Genomic DNA, 16,519 nt, shown 5'->3' with positions numbered 1-16,519 from the left:
CCGGCCGATTAGTTAGCGGGCATTTCGAACCCGGAATCTCGCGGCAAGGCAGAGCGCTGCCGCAAGATTCCGGGTTCGCTCGCCCTGCGGGCTCGCGCCCCGGAATGACCGCTAACTTGATCGGACCGGTTACTCACCTGACAGATGCGTTAGCTCAGCCAGAACGCCGGCAGCGCGGGCTCCAGGCGGCCGCCGATGCGGACCGGGGCGATGCGCAGAGCGAGGCCGGTCTTGTCGTCGGTCTCGACCGCGACGCCGCTCATGGTGGCGATGCCGGTGGCCGGCTCGAACCGGCCCGAGGGAATTCCGGTGGTGAAGCGGCGCAGCGGCTCGTCCTTATGCATGCCGATCACCGAATCATAATCGCCGGTCATGCCGGCATCGGTCATGTAGCCGGTGCCGCCGGGCAGGATCTGATGGTCGGCGGTGGGCACATGGGTATGGGTGCCGACCACCAGGCTGGCGCGACCGTCACAGAAAAAGCCCATGCCCTGCTTTTCGCTCGAGGCCTCGCCGTGGAAATCGAGCACGATTGCGTCGGCGGCTTCCATCAGCGGACAGGCGTCGAGCTCGCGGCCGACCTCGTTGAACGGATCGTTCAACGGCTCCATGAACACCCGGCCCATCGCGTTGATCACCAGCACCTTGGCGCCGCTTTTGGTGTCGAGCAGCGCGGCGCCGCGGCCCGGCGTATGGCGCGGGAAATTCAGCGGCCGGATCAGGCGCGGCGCGCGTTCGATGAACACCATCGCCTCTTTTTGATTCCAGGCATGATTGCCGAGCGTCACCGCGTCGACCCCGGCATCGATGAAATCATTGTAGATCGCCTCGGTGATGCCGAAGCCGCCGGCGGCGTTCTCGCCATTGACGATCACGCAATCGAGCTTCCAGTCACGGATCGCACCGGGCAGATGCGCGGCGATGGCGTTGCGGCCGGTCTTGCCGACCACGTCGCCGATGAACAAAATTCGCAAAATCAGGAACTCCGGAAATCGAAGGTATCGGCTTCCGTTAGCACATAATCCAGCCGGACGTCGTGCGCGGTGGCCGGCACCGCCGGGATTTGCTGCATCGCAAAGGCGATGCCGATCGCGATCACCGGCCTTGATTGGCGCAATTGGGCGATCGAGCGGTCATAATGGCCGGCGCCATAGCCGATCCGGTGGCCGAGCCGGTCGAAGGCGGCAAGCGGCACCAGCAGGATATCGGGGCTGATCTCGGGCGCCTCGGGCACAGGTTCACTGGTGCCGAGCTGGCCCGCGACCAGCGGATCGCCCGGGCGCCAGGCGCGGAATTGCAGCGGCAGGTCGCGCCCCGCCACCGCCGGCAGCGCCAGACGGGCGCCGCGGGCGGCCAGCGACGTCAATAGCGGCAGCGGGTCGAGTTCGCCGCGAATCGCCACATAACCGGACACCACCATGCCGGCGACCGGACAAGGCAGCGCACGCGCGGCCAGCGCGGTGGCGGCGTCGGCGCGCCGGGCGGGGTCAAGCGCATCGCGCCGCACCAAAGCGGCGGCGCGCAGCTCGGTTTTCGTTGGAGTTTCGGCAAGTTCGGACATCAGCGCTTATAGTCCGCCGATCTCCGCCGCGAAAGCCGCCGGCGGCGGGGGAACCGGCGGCAAGGCCGGCAAGCGGCCGGCAAGAGAAAAGTGCGAAGCCGCAATGGCCGTTGGAGCGCTCGATCCCGGAGTTCCCTACGAAAGTAGGTGGGCACCATGTAGCCAAGTCCACGGACCTGGCCAGGGACAGTTCCCGTGAGGATCGATAAGGCCCCGGGGATGTATGGCTCCTGACGCGCGACACAGCTTCGCAGAGCCAATGTAGCTACGATGATGCCGCCGCGCCAGCGGTAACCGTGCCGCGCGGGGGCATATGTCGCCGGCGCACGAATCCCTAACCGGACGGCGGGTTTTCGGCTATCAAGGCGGCATATCGACGATCGCCCAGCAGCGGCGATCTGGACGACATCAATCGGATCGCCATGGCCTCGAATTCCAGCACCAGCATTGCCCGCAAGGCCCGCACTCGGGCCGAGGCCGATTTCGCCACCTGGCTGATGATGGCCAAGCTCGGCAGTTTCGACGACCTGCCGGAAAATGCCCAGACCGTGCTGAGCGCCTATCGCGGCCGGCTCGACCAGATGAGCGAGACCGACTCCAAGGCGATCGCGGTGCGGGAGATCTATCAGACCTATTACAGCGAGATGGGCGGCGCCGGCGACGCGCCGGAGCCGGAGCCGCGCAAGCCGAGTTCGCCGGACAATGTGGTGCGGTTTCAAAAGCCGCCGGAGAAACCCAAGCCCAAGCCGATGCCCCGACCGGCGGCATTGCGCGGCGCCCGCCCGCCCGACAGCGGCGGCCGCCGCCCGGTCCCGGCGCTGCTGATCTTCGCCGCCATGGTGGCGGCGATCGCGGCCTATAAGTTCATGATGCAATAGCGCGGGGCGGCGGGCGAGTGCATCGCGGCGCGTCGTCAGTTCTGTCGTTCAGCGCAGCGGCGGTCGCTTCTTGTGTTTGCTGACGACGCGGGGGCGCACCGGGACGATGCCGCCGAGATAGCGGGCCAGGCGGAATGCCCACATTAATGCGTAGGACGCCACCGCCAGCGCAAACAGCCAGCGCACCGCGATCTGGAACAGATTGAGCTCGTCACCAGGCATTGCGACACCTCATGATGAATCTGTTCAAGGGCTAACAAACAACTTCGTTCCCCGACTGATCAAAACCGAATAGGTCCCCACACGATTCCGGGAGCATGGCGCGAGCGTGGTACGACAAGACCGATCTCGACACGTAGTTCTACGTGACCGAGAGCCGCTGCTACGCGACCAGCAGCCAGCGCGGCGTGGTCGCCGCATAGGCGGTCCAATCCGCGCCGAATTTCGCGGCGAGATGGCGCTCCTCGCGGCGGATCGCCAGCCGGTCGACGATCGCGGCCGAGACGAAGGCGCCGAGCACGAACCAGGCATTGCCGAAGGCCAGGCCGATCCCGATCAGCAGCAGTGTATTGGCCAGATAGATCGGGTTGCGGCTGTGGCGGAACGGGCCCGAGGTGACCAGCCGATCGGGGGCGCGGTGCGGCATGATGTTGGTCCGGGCGCGGCGCATGGTCAGGATCGCCCATAGATCGAGCGCGATACCGGTGAGCAGCGTGGCCAGGCCGATCGAGACCGGCAAGGCTCCTTCCAATGCGGGCAGCGGAAGCACCCGGCCAAGCGCAATCGCCAGCAACGCCGTCGCGATCAGCACCAGCGGCGGCCACGGCATGGTGTTGGGACGCGCATTGTCGTTGCCGGTCATGGCGGCCTCCGTGTTTCCCCAGACACACCACAGGTAGCGATGCGGCGGCCGAAACGGCAAATGTTTCGAGCCGGGGCCGCGTCATACCTTCGACCCGCGATCCGAAACCGCTGCCGGCGTTGTGGCCGAGCCACCCTAGCAATGGTTGCGGTTCTATTGCTAGATGCCGGCAATCGCAGCGGCGATGTCGATGCGCGTCCGATGAAGCCGCGCGTTTCGCTATCAACAATCGCTGCGCACAAGCGGGAGGAAAAACATGGTCCAGCCAGACAAGGGCGAAATGCCCGACGATATTGCTCCGTCAACACCGAAACACGCCTCGGCCGCCGTGATCGCGCAACACGCTGCGACCCTCGAGGCATTGCCGTTTTCCGACACGCGGGATTTCGACGAGGCGGCGCGCGGCTTTCTCGGCAGCATCGACCACGCCGCCATCGCCACCGCGCAAGGGCGCGCGGTGTGGAGCCTGGAGCCTTACGGCTTTCTGGCCGAGGAGACGGCGCCACCGACGGTCGATCCAAGCCTGTGGCGACAGTCGCGGCTCAACATGAATCACGGGCTGTTCGAGGTGGTGCCGGGCGTCTATCAGGTGCGCGGGCTCGACATCGCCAATATGACGCTGATCGAGGGCGACAGCGGCGTGATCGTGGTCGATACCCTGACCTCGATCGAAGGCGCACGCGCCGCGATGGAGCTGTATCGCCAGCATCGCGGACCGCGGCCGGTGGCGGCCGTCATCTTCACCCATACCCACACCGACCATTGGGGCGGCGCCCGCGGCGTGCTCGACGACGCCGCCTTGGCGAATGGCGAGGTGCCGATCATCGCGCCGGACCTGTTCATGGAACATGCGGTATCGGAAAACATCATCGCCGGTCCGGCGATGCTGCGGCGGGCGCAATATCAATTCGGCCCATTGCTGGCCAAGGGGCCGCGCGGTCAGGTCGATTGCGGGCTCGGCAAATCGATGGCGACGGGCTCGGTGGCGCTGCTGCGCCCGAGCGACCTGATCAAGGCCACCGGCGATACCAGAACGATCGACGGCGTCGATTTCGAATTTCAGATGGCGCCGAATTCGGAGGCGCCAGCGGAGATGCATTTCTACATCGCCCGCTACAAACTGCTCAACCTCGCCGAAAACTGCACGCACAACTTTCACAATCTGCTGCCGTTCCGCGGCGCCGATGTGCGCGACGCGCTGGCCTGGTCGAAATATCTCGGCGAGGCGCTGCAATTGTGGGGCGGCAAGGCCGAGGCGATGTGCGGCCAGCATCACTGGCCGGTATGGGGGACGGAGCGGATCGACACCATGATCCGGCAGCAGCGCGACCTTTACAAATTCGCCCACGACCAGACGCTGCGGCTGATGAATCACGGCCTCACCGCCAGCGAGATCGCCGAGACCATCCGGCTGCCGAAGAGCCTCGACGGCGCCTGGCATGCGCGCGGCTATTACGGCCATATCCGCCACAATGTGAAGGCGATCTATCAGAAATATCTCGGCTGGTACGACGCCAATCCGGCCAATCTCGATTGCCTGCCGCCGGTCGATGCCGGCAAGAAGTATGTCGAGTATATGGGCGGCGCCGAGGCGCTGCTGGCCCGCGCCCGCGCCGATTTCGCCAAGGGCGAATTCCGCTTCATCGCCCAGGCGCTGAGCCATCTGGTGTTCGCCGAGCCGGACAATCAGGCCGCCCGCGCGCTGCTCGCCGACACATTCGAGCAGCTCGGCTATCTGGCCGAGAGCGCGACCTGGCGCAACGCCTATCTGTTCGGCGCCCAGGAGCTGCGCCACGGCATGCCACAGCTGCCGCCGCGCCCGGGGATGCCGCGCGAGACGCTGGCGGCGCTACGCACCGAACAGATCTGGGACATGCTCGGGGTGCGGCTCAACGGCCCCAAGGCCGAGGGCAAGACCATCGTGCTGAACTGGCATTTCACCGACACCGACGAGCGCTTCGTGCTGACGCTGGAGAATTGCGCCCTGACCTATCTGGCGGGCGCCCAGGCCGAGGCCGCCGATGCCGGCTTCACGCTGGCGCGCGGCTTGCTCGACGAGGTGATCGCCAAGCAGACCTCGTTTCCCGAGGCGGTCGCGGCCGGCAAGATCAAGATCGCCGGCAATGCGATGAAGCTCGCCGAGCTGATGGGGCTGATGGACGAATTCCCGCGGATGTTCGAGATCGTCGAGCCGAAGCGGACGATGGTGAGCTGAGCCGGCGCGATCACTTCACGAAATCGGCAAGCCCGGCCGCGCCGCAGGAACCGGGCGCAGTCAACCGCGTTGGCGCCTGATCGGGAGGTAGCCGCGATGCGCGTGAAGAAACCGCTCACCAAGATCGCCCCGGCGAAGACCAGGAAGCCGCCGGCGAAGGCCACCGCTCTAACTGGACTGGCACGGATTGCCAGCCAGACCGCGATGGGCGCCGCCTTCGGGCTCCTCTTTGCGTTTCTGGCGACCAGATCGCCACTGTTCGGGGTGACGCCGGTGCTCGACACGATGCAGGCCCGGGGCTTCCATCTGGCCGATTTCGCCCTCACCTGCGCGCTCGCCTTCGCCATCGTCACGACCCTCACCGGGCTGGCGCTGGGGATCGGCGAGGACAAATAGAAGAGGACAAATAGAAGAGGACAAATAGAAGAGGACAAATAGAAGAGGACAAATAGAACGAGGCTAGGCGGCCGGCCGGGCCGCCGCGCTTGTTGCCGCGAAATGCAGCCGCAGCGGACTGCGGAAGGTCGAGGACGGCATCCAATCGAGCTGCTGCTCGACCCGCGTGTAGTCCGGCACCACCTTGTGGAATTCATCGAAGGCGATCCGGATCGCCATCCGGGCGATCGCCGAGCCGAGACAGCCATGGACGCCGCCGCCGAAGCCGAGATGGCCTTTCGGTCTGCGTTTGAGGTCGTAGACATCCGGATTTGGGAATTGCCGCTCGTCGCGATTGGCCGAACCGTAGGCGAGACAAACGAAGTCGCCGGCTTTCATGGTGACGCCGTGCAGCGTCAGATCGGTCTGCAGGCAGCGTTTGAAGCGCTGCGCCGAGGTGTTGTAGCGCAGCGATTCCTCGACCGCGTCGGGGATCAGCGCTGGGTCGGCGACGACGGCGCGGCGGGCATCGGCGAAATCGGCGAGGTTGAGCGCCAGCATGCTCATGAAGCCGCCGAGCGATTCGATCCCCGCCATGATCAGCGTCGTGGTGGTGAGCAGCACCTCGCGCTCATCCAATTTGTCGCCGTCGATCTCCGCCATGCTGAAATGCGAGATCAGGTCGTTTTGCGGCGCGGCGCGGCGCTGCGCGATCACCTTCGCGGCGTAGTCCTGCATCCAGTTGTAGGCGGCCAGATGCTCCGGCCCCTTGGCGCGGGTCACCGGATCGCTCTGCACCATCAGCACCGCCTTGTCGCGCACGGTCTGCTCGTCGCCGAGCGGCAGGCCCAGAGCCGCGAACAGCACCCGCACGGTGAACTTGGACGAAAAATCGGCGATGAAGTCGAAGCGGTCGCGCCCGCGCAGGGCCTGCGCAGCGTCTCGGGCGATGTCGCGCATCGGCTCGGCCAGCGCTTCGAGGTTGCGCTTCATGAAGGCGTGCTGCACCAACCCGCGCAGCCGGTCGTGGCGCGGCGGATCGGTGGTGCCGAGCGTGGCGCCGGCGCGGCCCGGCAGTTCGGTCATCAGATTGCCCTTGGCGGAGGAGAAGGTCTGCCAATTGGTGCCGGCGGAAGCCACGTCGGCGTAGCGCGACAGGATCCAGAGCTGCGCCTGCTCGCTCCAGAATGCTGGATGCTGGTCGCGCAGCGTGCGGTAGGCCGGGAACGGGTCGGCGTCGACCGCGGGCGAATAGGGATCGAAGTTGAACATCGGTGTTTCCTCCTGATCGCGGCCGCCTGCTCTTGTCTCTTGGCATTATCCGGCCTTATCGCAGCAGTAACAGCAGTGTAGTTGCGGCGGGCTTGCGCGGTGAGGCGCGCGGGCGACAAAAACTTGCACTTTTCCGACATTCGGATCTAGGCTCGGCGATGGCCCGCCCCCGCCTCAAGGCTTCGATCCCAACCTTCGCGCTGTATGGCGAGACGCCGTCGGCGCCGGCCGACCTGCTGCATGTCGAGCCGATCCAGTCGCGTAGCCGGCTGTATCGCTGGGAGATCGACGTTCACACCCATCGCAGCCTGCACCAGATGCTGTGGATCGAATCCGGGCCGGCCGCGATCGCGCTCGACGAGCAGCGCGCGCAATGCGACGGGCCGGTCGCGGTGATCGTGCCGCCAGGCGTGGTGCACGGTTTCCGGTTCTCGTGCGACACCGAAGGCCAGGTGTTCACGTTCAATCCGCACGCCATGATCGAGGGCGACGTGCCGGCAACCGGCCAGGCACTGCGCGATCTGTTCGCGGCGCCGCGCGTCCTGCAGTTCCAGCCGGGCAGCGCCGCGATGCGCCGGATCGCCAGCCTGTTCGCCGACCTCGCCGAGGAATTCGCCTCGCCCGACGCCAGCGGCTCGCCGGTGCCGCTGTGGCTCGGCCGTGCGCTGGTGTGGCGGCTGGCGCAGCAGAGCGAGCGGCAGACCCGCGGCGCCGGGTCGGGCGGCCGCCGCGATCAGTTCACGCGATTTCTGTTGCTGGTCGAGACCCATCACCGCGAGCATTGGGGAATCGCGCGCTATGCCGCGGCGCTCGGCATGACGCCGGAGCGGCTGAACCGGCTGGCCAAGGCCGAAACCGGCCAGAGCGCGCTCGATATCGTCCACGCCCGCCTGACTCGCGAGGCCTGCCGCCGCCTCACCTATATTGCCGCGCCGATCTCTCGACTCGCCTTCGAACTCGGCTTCGAGGACCCGGCCTATTTCTGCCGCTTCTTCAAGCGCCGCACCGGCCACAATCCGCGCGACTACCGGCGAATGGCCGCCGCGCAGGCGTGAGGATTTTGGCGGGCGACGCGCGGCACCACGCCAATGCGCCCGGCACAGCCTTCATCCTGAGTGTCTGACTTGATCATAGAATGAGGCCTTCGAGGCCGTCATTGCGAGGAGCTGTTGCGACGAAGCAATCCAGTCTGTGCTTGGCGCCCCTGGATTGCTTCGCGTTCGGACGGCGCGATGCGCCGCCCTCGGCTCACAATGACGAAAACAAGTTTGATTCTATTGGCTTCTTTTCAGGCAGACTTTGAGGTGCCCGGCGCAGCCGAGCGTCTCGAAGGATGGCCGTGGGCGACGTGGCCTCATGGTTCGAGACGGCAGGCTTCGCTCTTCGAGCTCCGCCGGCCTCCTCACCATGAGGGTTGGGGCGGGGCGGCGCTAGGCCGCCTCGCCAGCAGATCGGCCTCACGCGGCCTGCGCCAGCTTCGGGCGGTTTTCCAGCAGCATGATGCCCGAGGCGGTGTTGGAGATCGGCAGATGATAGTTGCGGTGCAGCTCGTGGACATCGCCCAACAGCGCGCCGCGCATCGCTACCCAATTCATCACCTCGACGCCCTGGCTGCCGGCCAGTTCGACCAGGTCGCGCTGGTTGATGCGCAGAATCGACTCGATGTCGCCGGTCATCGCGTCCATGCAGCGCTTGTCGAACTCCTTGTTGATAAAGCCGGCGCGCTCGCCTTCGAGCTGGTGCGACAGCCCGCCGGTGCCGATCACCACCACCTTGAGATCCTGCGGATAGCTCTCGATGGCGCAGCCGATCGCCTGGCCGAGATTGAAGCAGCGCCTGAGCGTCGGCAGCGGGTGCTGCACGGTGTTGACCACCACCGGCACGGCGGGGATCGCATGGGCGCGGTCGCGGAAGAACAATTCCATCGGCAGGCTGAAGGCGTGATCGACCAGCATCTCCTGGCAGGTGACGGGATCGAATTCGGCATCGATCAGCGTCTCGATGATGTGCCACGACAATGCGGTGTCGCCGGTGAACGGCGCCAGCACCGGCAGGCCCCAGCCCTCGTCGGCGTTGCGATAGTCGGGCGCGGCGCCGACCGCGAAGGTCGGCATCTTGTCGAGGAAGAAATTGAGGCCGTGGTCGTTGTAGATCACCACGGCGGCGTCGGGCGCGACCTCGTCGAGCCAGTGATGGGTGGCGTCGAAGCCGTCGAAGAACGGCGCCCAGTACGGATCCTTTTGCAAGCCCTTGGCCATTGCTCCGCCGATCGCGGGCACATGGGACGCGGCCAATCCACCGACGATGCGCGCCATCTTACTGCTCCCTCGCGGCCAGAAGTTTCGCCTTGAATTGCTCGACACTCAGGCCGGTCTGCAACGCGCCGATGTCCTGCATGTTGAGGCCGAGAATGCCGGCAAATTTCGCCAGGTAGTAAGCATTGCCGCCGAGGTCGAGCAGCGTCAGCAGATCGCGTTTGGCGATCGCCTCGCTCTGCGCCGAGGTCAGCCCGTAGCGCGCGCAATAGGCCTGCTCGTCGCGGACGAATTCGGCGCGGTTGGCGGCGTCGTTGAAGGAGAAACACATCTTGTTGAGCGCGTAGCCCTTTTGGGCCGCGTCGGGGCCGAAGATCGGCGTCCCAAAAATCTCAGCCTGAGCGCTGCGCGCGCCCGCTGCCGCCATCTGAGCCATCGCCCGATTCCTCCCTGCCTGCGATCCCTGTCTTGCCGCCTTTGCGGCAGCCATTGCAGGCAGGATAGGAATACTCACGCCGCGCGGGTTTGACCTGAATCAACCGCGAGCGGCGGCAAACTACCTTATGATACCAATCCGCCGCATAATCAGATAGGCGATCAGCGACGACAGCACCATCAGGCCGACCGCCCACAGGAATGACGAGTCGCTGTCGCTGAATGGCAGGCTGCGGGTATTCATGCCGAACACGCCGGTTATCAGCGTCGGCGGCAACAGCAGGGCGGTGAGCACCGACAGCACCCGCAGACTGTCATTGCCCTGCTCCTCGATCTGCAGCTGCAGTTCTTCCTGCAGCAACCGGCTGCGCTCGCGCATCTCGACCACATTGTGGTCGAGACTGTCGAGCCGCTGTGCCAGCATGCCGGCGCGCAATTGCAGCGCCGGGTTCAAGGGCTTTGCGTTGCGATGGTCGAGGCGGTGGAAGATCACCCGCAGGCCGGACAATTGCCGGTGCAGCCGGACGCAGGTGCGCCGCAGCGGTCCGAGCTTCTGGTGCAGGTCGGCGGTCTCGCCCGACAGCACCTGCTCCTCGACCATATCGAGCGACTGCGCCACGCGGTCCGCCATCCGCTCCATGGTGGCGGCGACATTCTCCACAATGGCTTCCAGCAGCGCGGCGGCGTTGTCGATGCGGTGGCCGTCCTCGAGCGCGCGGCGCACGGTATCGACGGCGCTCAGCGGCTGATGGCGGCCGCTGACCAATAGTCGCTCGGTCATGACGAAGCGCAGATAACCGGTGTCCTCGGTGGTCTCGTCGATGCTGCGCATCAGGTCGCAGATCACGCCATAGACCGCGTCGTCGGTGGCGTGGAGCTGCTGATAGGTATCCTTCGATAGCAGCAGCGCCCGCGCCGGTGGCGGCGCGTCGAGCTCGGCGGCTGCCAGCCATTGCAGCGCCCGGCCGTCGGCCAGATTGAAATGCAGCCACAGCAGGCCGTCGCGGGCCAAGTCGAGAGGCTTGTCGATCGGCAACACCGCGGCGCTGCCGTCGGGATCGATCCGGAACGCCCACACCAGTCCGGGGATCGGCATCGACGCCGGGGCTGGCGCGGCGGCGCGGATCGGCGCGGTCGAGATACCATTGTGCATCGAACATCGCTCCCGTCGTTGCGCTGACGCGTCAGGCCCCTGGTGCGACGGATCGGACCGGCCGCGGGCATCCGATCAGTCAAGCCAGCCGCCCGCCCGCCATTGGGGAGCGTCGGCGGCAAACTTTGGCGTCGGGATTTGAAGGCTGGATGACAGAGCAGCGCTTATCCCCAGTTGTTGTTGTAGATTTCACAATCGCCGCGCCGATGCCGCCAGCCCGGCCGCGGTGCCGCAGCGCCGGCTCAGCCCCGCCCCCAGCGCCACAGCCGTTGCCACAGCGATGGCGGCGCTGGTGGCGGCGGCGCGATGTGCTCGGGGAAACGTTCGACGGACGCAGGCGCTTCGTCGCTGGCGATGGCCGGCGCGGCGTCGCGGGCGGCGTCCAGCAGCGGCGGGCCGACATGGCAGAGAAACATCCGCTCATGGCCGCGCGACAGACGCTCGACCGCCTCGTCCAGCGGCAGCCACGCCACCTCGCGGATATCGTCCATCAGCGGGTGGGTCTGCTGTGGCGCGGCCTCCATCCGCCAGAAATGCACCACCTTGGATCGGCCGCCGGTCTGATAGGCGAGCGTGCCGATGAATTCGTGCACCACGACCTCGTGGCCGGTCTCCTCCAGCACTTCGCGCCTGGCCGCGGCGAACGCCGTCTCGCCGTCGTCAAGCTTGCCCTTCGGCAGCACCCAGGCATTGCGCTTGCGCAGCCGCACCACCGCGAACAGCGCCGATCCCCGCCGCAACACAATGCCGCCTGCCGCCAGAACCGTCGCCCGCAATCCGTTTCCTCTCTTTCTGTCGAGAATCGCCGCAATATTCGAATTATATAAGTTGTATGCCGCCGCGTTTCGAGCCGGATCGCGCCGTTTGCGCCATATGCGATCGCCGATTTCGGACTGTCATAGTCGCTAACGCCGACTAACCATCGGATGACTTAAATCCTTCATAATCGCCGATCGCTTGCCGCAGCGCCGCAGCGTTTACATCGCGTTAAGTTGGCCGGCTCAGGAGTGCAGCAACGAAATTTTCACATTGTGAGGATGTGCGTGACGGCTCTCATCGACTCCCTCAAAAACCCCAACGGCCAGCTGCTCGGCGATCTCACCGTGCTGCAGCGCAAATGGGACGCCGCGATCCATCCGGGGCAGAAGCTGCCGCGCTATGAAGAAGTGATGCTGGGCAGCCTGGGGCGGCTGGCGGATCACATCATGCTGCTGAAGATCGATGCCGACACGCTGGAAGTGTCGCGCACCGGACGTTACGTCCAGGAATGGATCGGCGACGATCGTTGGGACATCCCGCTCAGCGTGCTGCCGCCCGATTGCGCCACCGCGTTGTCGCAGGCCGTTTCCGGTGCGTTGCATAATTGCCGCCCGTTCCTCGCCAACGCCCATTGCGTGCGCGACGGCATCGTCCAGAAATACGAGCTGCTGGCGCTGCCGACGCTGTCGCGCTGGGGCGGCACCCTGGTCGGCGTCTATGTCAACGAAGCCGGCAGCCGCTACAATCTGCTCGATGCGATCTTCTCGTCGACCGATGACGGCATTCTGTCGCTGACGGCGGTGCGCGATTCCAGCATGCGGCCGGTCGATTTTCAGATCGTGCATCTCAACGACGGCGCGGCACGGCTGCTGCAACGGACGGTGGAGGCGCTGCAATGGAGCCAGCTCGGCGACGGCACGCATCTGTTGTGCTGCCCGACCGTGGTCGAGCGATTGTTGAAGGTGGTCGGGACCGGCGACGGCGCCGTGTTCGACATCGACAGCCACGACCGCAATTTCAGCCTGAGCGCCACCGCCTTCGGCGATATCGTGTCGGTGACGATCTCGGACGTCAGCTTCCTGCGCAAGCGCGAGGAATCATTCCGCCTGCTGTTCGACAATAATCCGATGCCGATGTGGGTGTTCGACATCGAAACCACCGCGTTTCTCAGCGTCAACGACGCCGCGGTCCAGCATTACGGCTATGAGCGCCGACGCTTTCTGGGCATGGCGCTGCGCGACATCTGGCCGCGCGACGAATGGGAGACGCATAGCCAGGCGCTGGTCAGCTTTGGAGAGAGCTATCAGTCCGACCACCACTGGCGCCACCTCAAGGCCGACGGCAGCGAGATCCAGGTGCTGACCTTCGGGCGCCGCGTGGTGTTCAACGGCCGCGACGGCTTCCTGGTCGCCGTCGTCGACGTCACCGAGCGGCGCAAGGCCGAGGCCCGGATCGCCTATATGGCGCATCATGACGGGCTGACCAATCTGCCGAACCGCGCTTTGTACCAGGAGACGCTGCAGCGGGCGCTGGAGCAGGCCACCCGCGCCGGCACCAATGTGGGCGTGCTGTGCATCGATCTCGACCTGTTCAAGAACGTCAACGATTCCTTCGGCCATCCGACCGGCGACCGGCTGTTGCAGATGGTGGCGGAGCGGCTGAAGCAGGAGGTCGGCGGCAATGACATGGTGGCGCGGTTCGGCGGCGACGAGTTCGCCATCGTGCTGAGCCCGGTGGCGTCGCCGAACGACGCCAGCGACTTCGCGATGAAGCTGATCGAGCGGCTCAGCGCGCCCTATGACATGGACGGGCTGGAAGTGGTGATCGGCGCCAGCATCGGCATCGCGATGTCGCCGGGGGACGGTGTGGAGGACGAGGAATTGCTGCGCAATGCCGACATGGCGCTGTACCGGGCCAAGGCGGCCGGCGGCGGCGTGCACCATTTCTTCGAAAAGGAGATGGACCGGCAGGCGCAATTGCGCCGCGACATGGAGCTCGACCTGCGCCGCGCCTTTGCCAGGGGCGAGTTCGAACTGCATTATCAGCCGCTGGTCGACCTCGCCGAGGACCGCATCACCGGCTTCGAATGCCTGCTGCGCTGGCATCACCCCGAACGCGGCATGATCTCGCCGGCGGATTTCATCCCGGTCGCCGAGGATATCGGGCTGATCGTCGGGCTCGGCGAATGGGTGCTCCGAAAGGCCTGCGCCGAGGCGATGACATGGCCGGCCGACATCAAGATCGCGGTCAATCTGTCGCCGGTGCAGTTCCGCAGCCGCAATCTGGTGCAGGTGGTGATCGCCGCTCTGGCGCAGTCCGGCCTGGCGCCGCGCCGGCTCGAGCTGGAGATTACCGAATCGCTGTTCCTGGCTGAAACCGAGGCCAATCTGGCGACGTTGCATCAATTGCGCCAGCTCGGGGTCCGGATCTCGATGGACGATTTTGGCACCGGCTATTCATCATTGAGCTATTTGCGCAGCTTTCCGTTCGACAAGATCAAGATCGACCGCTCCTTCGTTCAGGACCTGGCGCAACGGCCGGACTGCCTGGCGATCGTGCGGGCGATCTCGGGGCTGGGCCGCAGCCTGAAGATCACCACCACCGCGGAGGGCGTCGAAACCGTCGATCAGCTCGACTGGCTGCGCGCCGAGGGCTGCGACGAGGTGCAGGGCTTTTTGTTCAGCGCCGCGCGACCGGCGGCGGAGATCAAGGCGCTGCTGCTAAAATTCGGCAGCCGCGCCTCGCAGGCGGCGTAGACGCATATCCAAGAGATTGAATCAGTTCGCCGCGAGTCCTGCTTCACCTCTCCCATCGGGAGAGGTCGGATTGCGGAGCAATCCGGGTGAGGAGTTTTGACCTCACGAGAGGGTGTCCCCCCTCACCCCAACCCTCTCCCGATGGGAGAGGGAGCGCGCTGCCGATCGGGCCGGTGCACCATCTCGGGTTATTCCGCGTGGTCATTCCGGGGCGTGAGGCCGCAGGCCGAGCGAACCCGGAATCTGGCGGATTGGCCATGCGCCGGCGCGAGATTCCGGGTTCGCTCGCAGCAAAGCTGCTCGCGCCCCGGAATGACCGGAGAAATGCGGATCGGGCGATGCTATTCGACCGAACGACTTTACAGCGGCCGCTGCGCCTTGTCCTCCAGCAGCTTCATCAGCGTGTGCAGCACGCGATTGGCGGGCGTCGGAATCCCGAGCGCGACGCCCTGGCGGACGATGTGGCCGTTGAGATAGTCGATCTCGCTGACCTTGCCGCGCGCCACGTCCTGCGCCGTCGACGAATATTGCGCCGGCATGGTGGCGGCGAGCGCGATGACCTTGGCCTCGGCGTCGTCGGCCACCGCGACACCCGAGGCCTGCGCCACAGCCCTGCATTCGGCGACGACGTCGGTCATCACCTGCGCGACGCCATCGACTTGGATCAACCGTCCATAGGGCAGCTGGGTGATGGCCGACAGCGCATTGTAGGCGCAATTGAGGATCAGCTTGCTCCACAGCACCTCGCGAACCTGATCGGAGACCGTGGTGGGAATCGCGGCCGCGTTGAAGCAAGCGGCGATCGCCTCGCTCGCCGGCGCGCGGCCGAGCACCAGTTCGCTGCGCCCATTGTGTTTGACATGGCCGGGCCCGGCCATCGCGGAGGCGACATAAACCACCACGGGCACGACCGGCCTGCCGATCGTGGCTTGCAGGCGCTCGGCATTGTCGACGCCGTTCTGCAGGCTGAGGATGACGGCATCGGGCCGCAGATGCGGCGCCATCGCGACGCCGGTCGGTTCGGTGTCGGCCGATTTGACGCAGAACAGCACCAGCTCGGCCGCGGCTATGCCGGCGATCTCCGTGGTCGCCGCGACGGCGACCGGCTCGGAAAAGCTGGCTGTGTCCAGCAGCAGACCGCGCTGCCGGATCGCGTCGACATGCTGCTGCCGGCCGATCAGCGTGACCGCATGTCCGGCGCGCGCCAGCATCGCACCATAATAGCAACCAACTGCGCCCGCCCCCATCACGGCGATGTTCATGACATTGTCCTTTTTGTGAGGTCCCACTGCGGCCGGCGCATCTTGCCGGCATCTGATCGTTCTGCTTAACCCAGTCAGATGCCTGATGCACCGGCTGTCGCACTGTTGTTGTAATTCAGGCTATGATTGAAAAAATCTTAGGGATTTTCGATGCGCAAGAAAAATCTGGAGATCTTCGAGCAGGCCGTGAAGCTGGCTGGCTCCGGCAAATATGAGAGCTGGAAGGACATTCAGAAAGAGCTGGTCCAGAAAGGCTATCGCAAGGCGCCGGACCTGCTCGGCGGCGACAAGATCCGCAGCGTGCTGGATTTTCAATGCGCCCATGCGCAGAAAAAGACGGGCGCCTGATCGGCCGAACCGACCGACGCGACCTTGGGCGGTGGCGGCGATCAGCCACCGCGCATATCACGGCTTGGTATCAACACGGCCTCTCTTTCGTCATGCCCGGCCTTGTGCCGGGCATGACGCGTGGATGAGTCGAAACCAAACGCTTTTGTTGTAAACGCCGACGCTTGCGCGCGCGGAGTCCAGGTTTGCTCGCAAGGGCTCGCGCCGATGACCGTCCGTTGATGACCGTCAGCTGGGAGTCTCAGGGCGCGGGCGGCGCAGGAACCGGGACATAGGCCCGATCGGGCGTGAGCACGCAGCGATAGACCCGCTTGCTCGCGGTGTCCCAGGTCTCAACCACCCGGCCGCAGCTCGAACAGGTGAAGCTGCCGGGCTGTCCGGGAAGCGA

Annotated in this window: 16 protein-coding genes and 1 other RNA gene; 6 read left to right on the top strand and 11 right to left on the bottom strand. The window is 65.6% G+C overall.

The features are described 5' to 3' along the window. Positions 1–149 precede the first annotated feature (149 nt). From RBJ75_RS25115 to ssrS, 3 genes are all read right to left on the bottom strand, one after another. Complete coding sequence (locus RBJ75_RS25115) at positions 150–974, bottom strand: TIGR00282 family metallophosphoesterase (RefSeq protein ID WP_044411283.1); 825 nt, start codon at positions 972–974, stop codon at positions 150–152. A 2-nt stretch (positions 975–976) separates the two neighbouring features. Next, complete coding sequence (locus tag RBJ75_RS25110; protein ID WP_044411285.1) at positions 977–1,561, bottom strand: 5-formyltetrahydrofolate cyclo-ligase; 585 nt, start codon at positions 1,559–1,561, stop codon at positions 977–979. A 91-nt stretch (positions 1,562–1,652) separates the two neighbouring features. Next, positions 1,653–1,813, bottom strand: a non-coding RNA gene (ssrS, locus tag RBJ75_RS25105) — 6S RNA. 170 nt (positions 1,814–1,983) lie between these two features. Here ssrS and RBJ75_RS25100 point away from each other — a divergent pair. Further along, complete coding sequence (locus tag RBJ75_RS25100) at positions 1,984–2,439, top strand: hypothetical protein (RefSeq protein WP_044411287.1); 456 nt, start codon at positions 1,984–1,986, stop codon at positions 2,437–2,439. A gap of 48 nt (positions 2,440–2,487) precedes the next feature. Here RBJ75_RS25100 and RBJ75_RS25095 read toward each other — a convergent pair whose 3' ends face one another. After that, positions 2,488–2,661, bottom strand: a complete 174-nt coding sequence (locus tag RBJ75_RS25095) for a hypothetical protein (RefSeq protein WP_160297938.1) — start codon at positions 2,659–2,661, stop codon at positions 2,488–2,490. Positions 2,662–2,821: 160 nt separating this feature from the next. After that, a complete protein-coding gene (locus RBJ75_RS25090; protein ID WP_044411289.1) occupies positions 2,822–3,301 on the bottom strand; it encodes a methyltransferase family protein in 480 nt (159 codons plus the stop codon). Between the two features lie 256 nt (positions 3,302–3,557). Between RBJ75_RS25090 and RBJ75_RS25085 the strand changes: the two genes are divergently transcribed. Further along, positions 3,558–5,516 (top strand): alkyl/aryl-sulfatase, encoded by a 1,959-nt coding sequence (locus tag RBJ75_RS25085; RefSeq protein ID WP_276156710.1) that lies wholly within the window; start codon positions 3,558–3,560, stop codon positions 5,514–5,516. 96 nt (positions 5,517–5,612) lie between these two features. Continuing rightward, the gene (locus RBJ75_RS25080) at positions 5,613–5,912 is read left to right on the top strand and encodes a hypothetical protein (RefSeq protein ID WP_044415113.1); all 300 of its coding nucleotides are present in this window, start codon (positions 5,613–5,615) and stop codon (positions 5,910–5,912) included. A gap of 63 nt (positions 5,913–5,975) precedes the next feature. Here RBJ75_RS25080 and RBJ75_RS25075 read toward each other — a convergent pair whose 3' ends face one another. Next, a complete protein-coding gene (locus RBJ75_RS25075) occupies positions 5,976–7,163 on the bottom strand; it encodes a cytochrome P450 (protein WP_044418433.1) in 1,188 nt (395 codons plus the stop codon). A 158-nt stretch (positions 7,164–7,321) separates the two neighbouring features. Here RBJ75_RS25075 and RBJ75_RS25070 point away from each other — a divergent pair, with 158 nt between their 5' ends. After that, a complete protein-coding gene (locus tag RBJ75_RS25070) occupies positions 7,322–8,218 on the top strand; it encodes a helix-turn-helix domain-containing protein (protein ID WP_044418431.1) in 897 nt (298 codons plus the stop codon). A gap of 402 nt (positions 8,219–8,620) precedes the next feature. On the opposite strand, the gene RBJ75_RS25065 is transcribed toward RBJ75_RS25070, so the two are convergent. From RBJ75_RS25065 to RBJ75_RS25050, 4 genes are all read right to left on the bottom strand, one after another. Continuing rightward, a complete protein-coding gene (locus RBJ75_RS25065; RefSeq protein ID WP_044417863.1) occupies positions 8,621–9,478 on the bottom strand; it encodes a class III extradiol dioxygenase family protein in 858 nt (285 codons plus the stop codon). A 1-nt stretch (position 9,479) separates the two neighbouring features. Continuing rightward, the gene (locus tag RBJ75_RS25060; RefSeq protein WP_044417865.1) at positions 9,480–9,854 is read right to left on the bottom strand and encodes a protocatechuate 4,5-dioxygenase subunit alpha; all 375 of its coding nucleotides are present in this window, start codon (positions 9,852–9,854) and stop codon (positions 9,480–9,482) included. A 120-nt stretch (positions 9,855–9,974) separates the two neighbouring features. Beyond that, positions 9,975–11,006, bottom strand: coding sequence for a transporter (locus tag RBJ75_RS25055; RefSeq protein ID WP_044417866.1), 1,032 nt, complete (start codon positions 11,004–11,006; stop codon positions 9,975–9,977). 242 nt (positions 11,007–11,248) lie between these two features. After that, a complete protein-coding gene (locus tag RBJ75_RS25050) occupies positions 11,249–11,782 on the bottom strand; it encodes an NUDIX hydrolase (protein ID WP_080901250.1) in 534 nt (177 codons plus the stop codon). A 261-nt stretch (positions 11,783–12,043) separates the two neighbouring features. Between RBJ75_RS25050 and RBJ75_RS25045 the strand changes: the two genes are divergently transcribed. Then, on the top strand, positions 12,044–14,521 hold the full coding sequence (locus RBJ75_RS25045) for a putative bifunctional diguanylate cyclase/phosphodiesterase (RefSeq protein ID WP_044414921.1): 2,478 nt from the start codon (positions 12,044–12,046) through the stop codon (positions 14,519–14,521). 359 nt (positions 14,522–14,880) lie between these two features. Here the strand turns inward: RBJ75_RS25045 and RBJ75_RS25040 are convergent, their stop codons facing one another. Further along, positions 14,881–15,783, bottom strand: coding sequence for a ketopantoate reductase family protein (locus tag RBJ75_RS25040; RefSeq protein WP_044415866.1), 903 nt, complete (start codon positions 15,781–15,783; stop codon positions 14,881–14,883). A gap of 150 nt (positions 15,784–15,933) precedes the next feature. On the opposite strand from RBJ75_RS25040, the gene RBJ75_RS25035 reads away from it, so the two are divergent. After that, a complete protein-coding gene (locus tag RBJ75_RS25035; RefSeq protein ID WP_044415864.1) occupies positions 15,934–16,131 on the top strand; it encodes a hypothetical protein in 198 nt (65 codons plus the stop codon). Positions 16,132–16,519 lie beyond the last annotated feature (388 nt).

This window comes from Rhodopseudomonas sp. BAL398, from assembly GCF_033001325.1.
Classification (GTDB): Bacteria; Pseudomonadota; Alphaproteobacteria; order Rhizobiales; family Xanthobacteraceae; genus JARJEH01.
Note: the sequence above shows the minus strand (reverse complement) of the source record. Positions and strands in the feature narration are given on the sequence as shown.

Excerpts from the sequence above, each read along its gene's own strand:
- RBJ75_RS25060 (WP_044417865.1), bottom strand. The coding sequence starts at position 9,854 with ATGGCTCAGATGGCGGCAGCGGGCGCGCGCAGCGCTCAGGCTGAGATT.
- RBJ75_RS25095 (WP_160297938.1), bottom strand. The coding sequence starts at position 2,661 with ATGCCTGGTGACGAGCTCAATCTGTTCCAGATCGCGGTGCGCTGGCTG.
- RBJ75_RS25070 (WP_044418431.1), top strand. The coding sequence starts at position 7,322 with ATGGCCCGCCCCCGCCTCAAGGCTTCGATCCCAACCTTCGCGCTGTAT.
- RBJ75_RS25065 (WP_044417863.1), bottom strand. The coding sequence starts at position 9,478 with ATGGCGCGCATCGTCGGTGGATTGGCCGCGTCCCATGTGCCCGCGATC.
- RBJ75_RS25040 (WP_044415866.1), bottom strand. The coding sequence starts at position 15,783 with ATGAACATCGCCGTGATGGGGGCGGGCGCAGTTGGTTGCTATTATGGT.
- RBJ75_RS25090 (WP_044411289.1), bottom strand. The coding sequence starts at position 3,301 with ATGACCGGCAACGACAATGCGCGTCCCAACACCATGCCGTGGCCGCCG.
- RBJ75_RS25035 (WP_044415864.1), top strand. The coding sequence starts at position 15,934 with ATGCGCAAGAAAAATCTGGAGATCTTCGAGCAGGCCGTGAAGCTGGCT.
- RBJ75_RS25100 (WP_044411287.1), top strand. The coding sequence starts at position 1,984 with ATGGCCTCGAATTCCAGCACCAGCATTGCCCGCAAGGCCCGCACTCGG.
- RBJ75_RS25080 (WP_044415113.1), top strand. The coding sequence starts at position 5,613 with ATGCGCGTGAAGAAACCGCTCACCAAGATCGCCCCGGCGAAGACCAGG.
- RBJ75_RS25055 (WP_044417866.1), bottom strand. The coding sequence starts at position 11,006 with ATGCACAATGGTATCTCGACCGCGCCGATCCGCGCCGCCGCGCCAGCC.
- RBJ75_RS25045 (WP_044414921.1), top strand. The coding sequence starts at position 12,044 with ATGTGCGTGACGGCTCTCATCGACTCCCTCAAAAACCCCAACGGCCAG.
- RBJ75_RS25085 (WP_276156710.1), top strand. The coding sequence starts at position 3,558 with ATGGTCCAGCCAGACAAGGGCGAAATGCCCGACGATATTGCTCCGTCA.
- RBJ75_RS25075 (WP_044418433.1), bottom strand. The coding sequence starts at position 7,163 with ATGTTCAACTTCGATCCCTATTCGCCCGCGGTCGACGCCGACCCGTTC.
- RBJ75_RS25110 (WP_044411285.1), bottom strand. The coding sequence starts at position 1,561 with ATGTCCGAACTTGCCGAAACTCCAACGAAAACCGAGCTGCGCGCCGCC.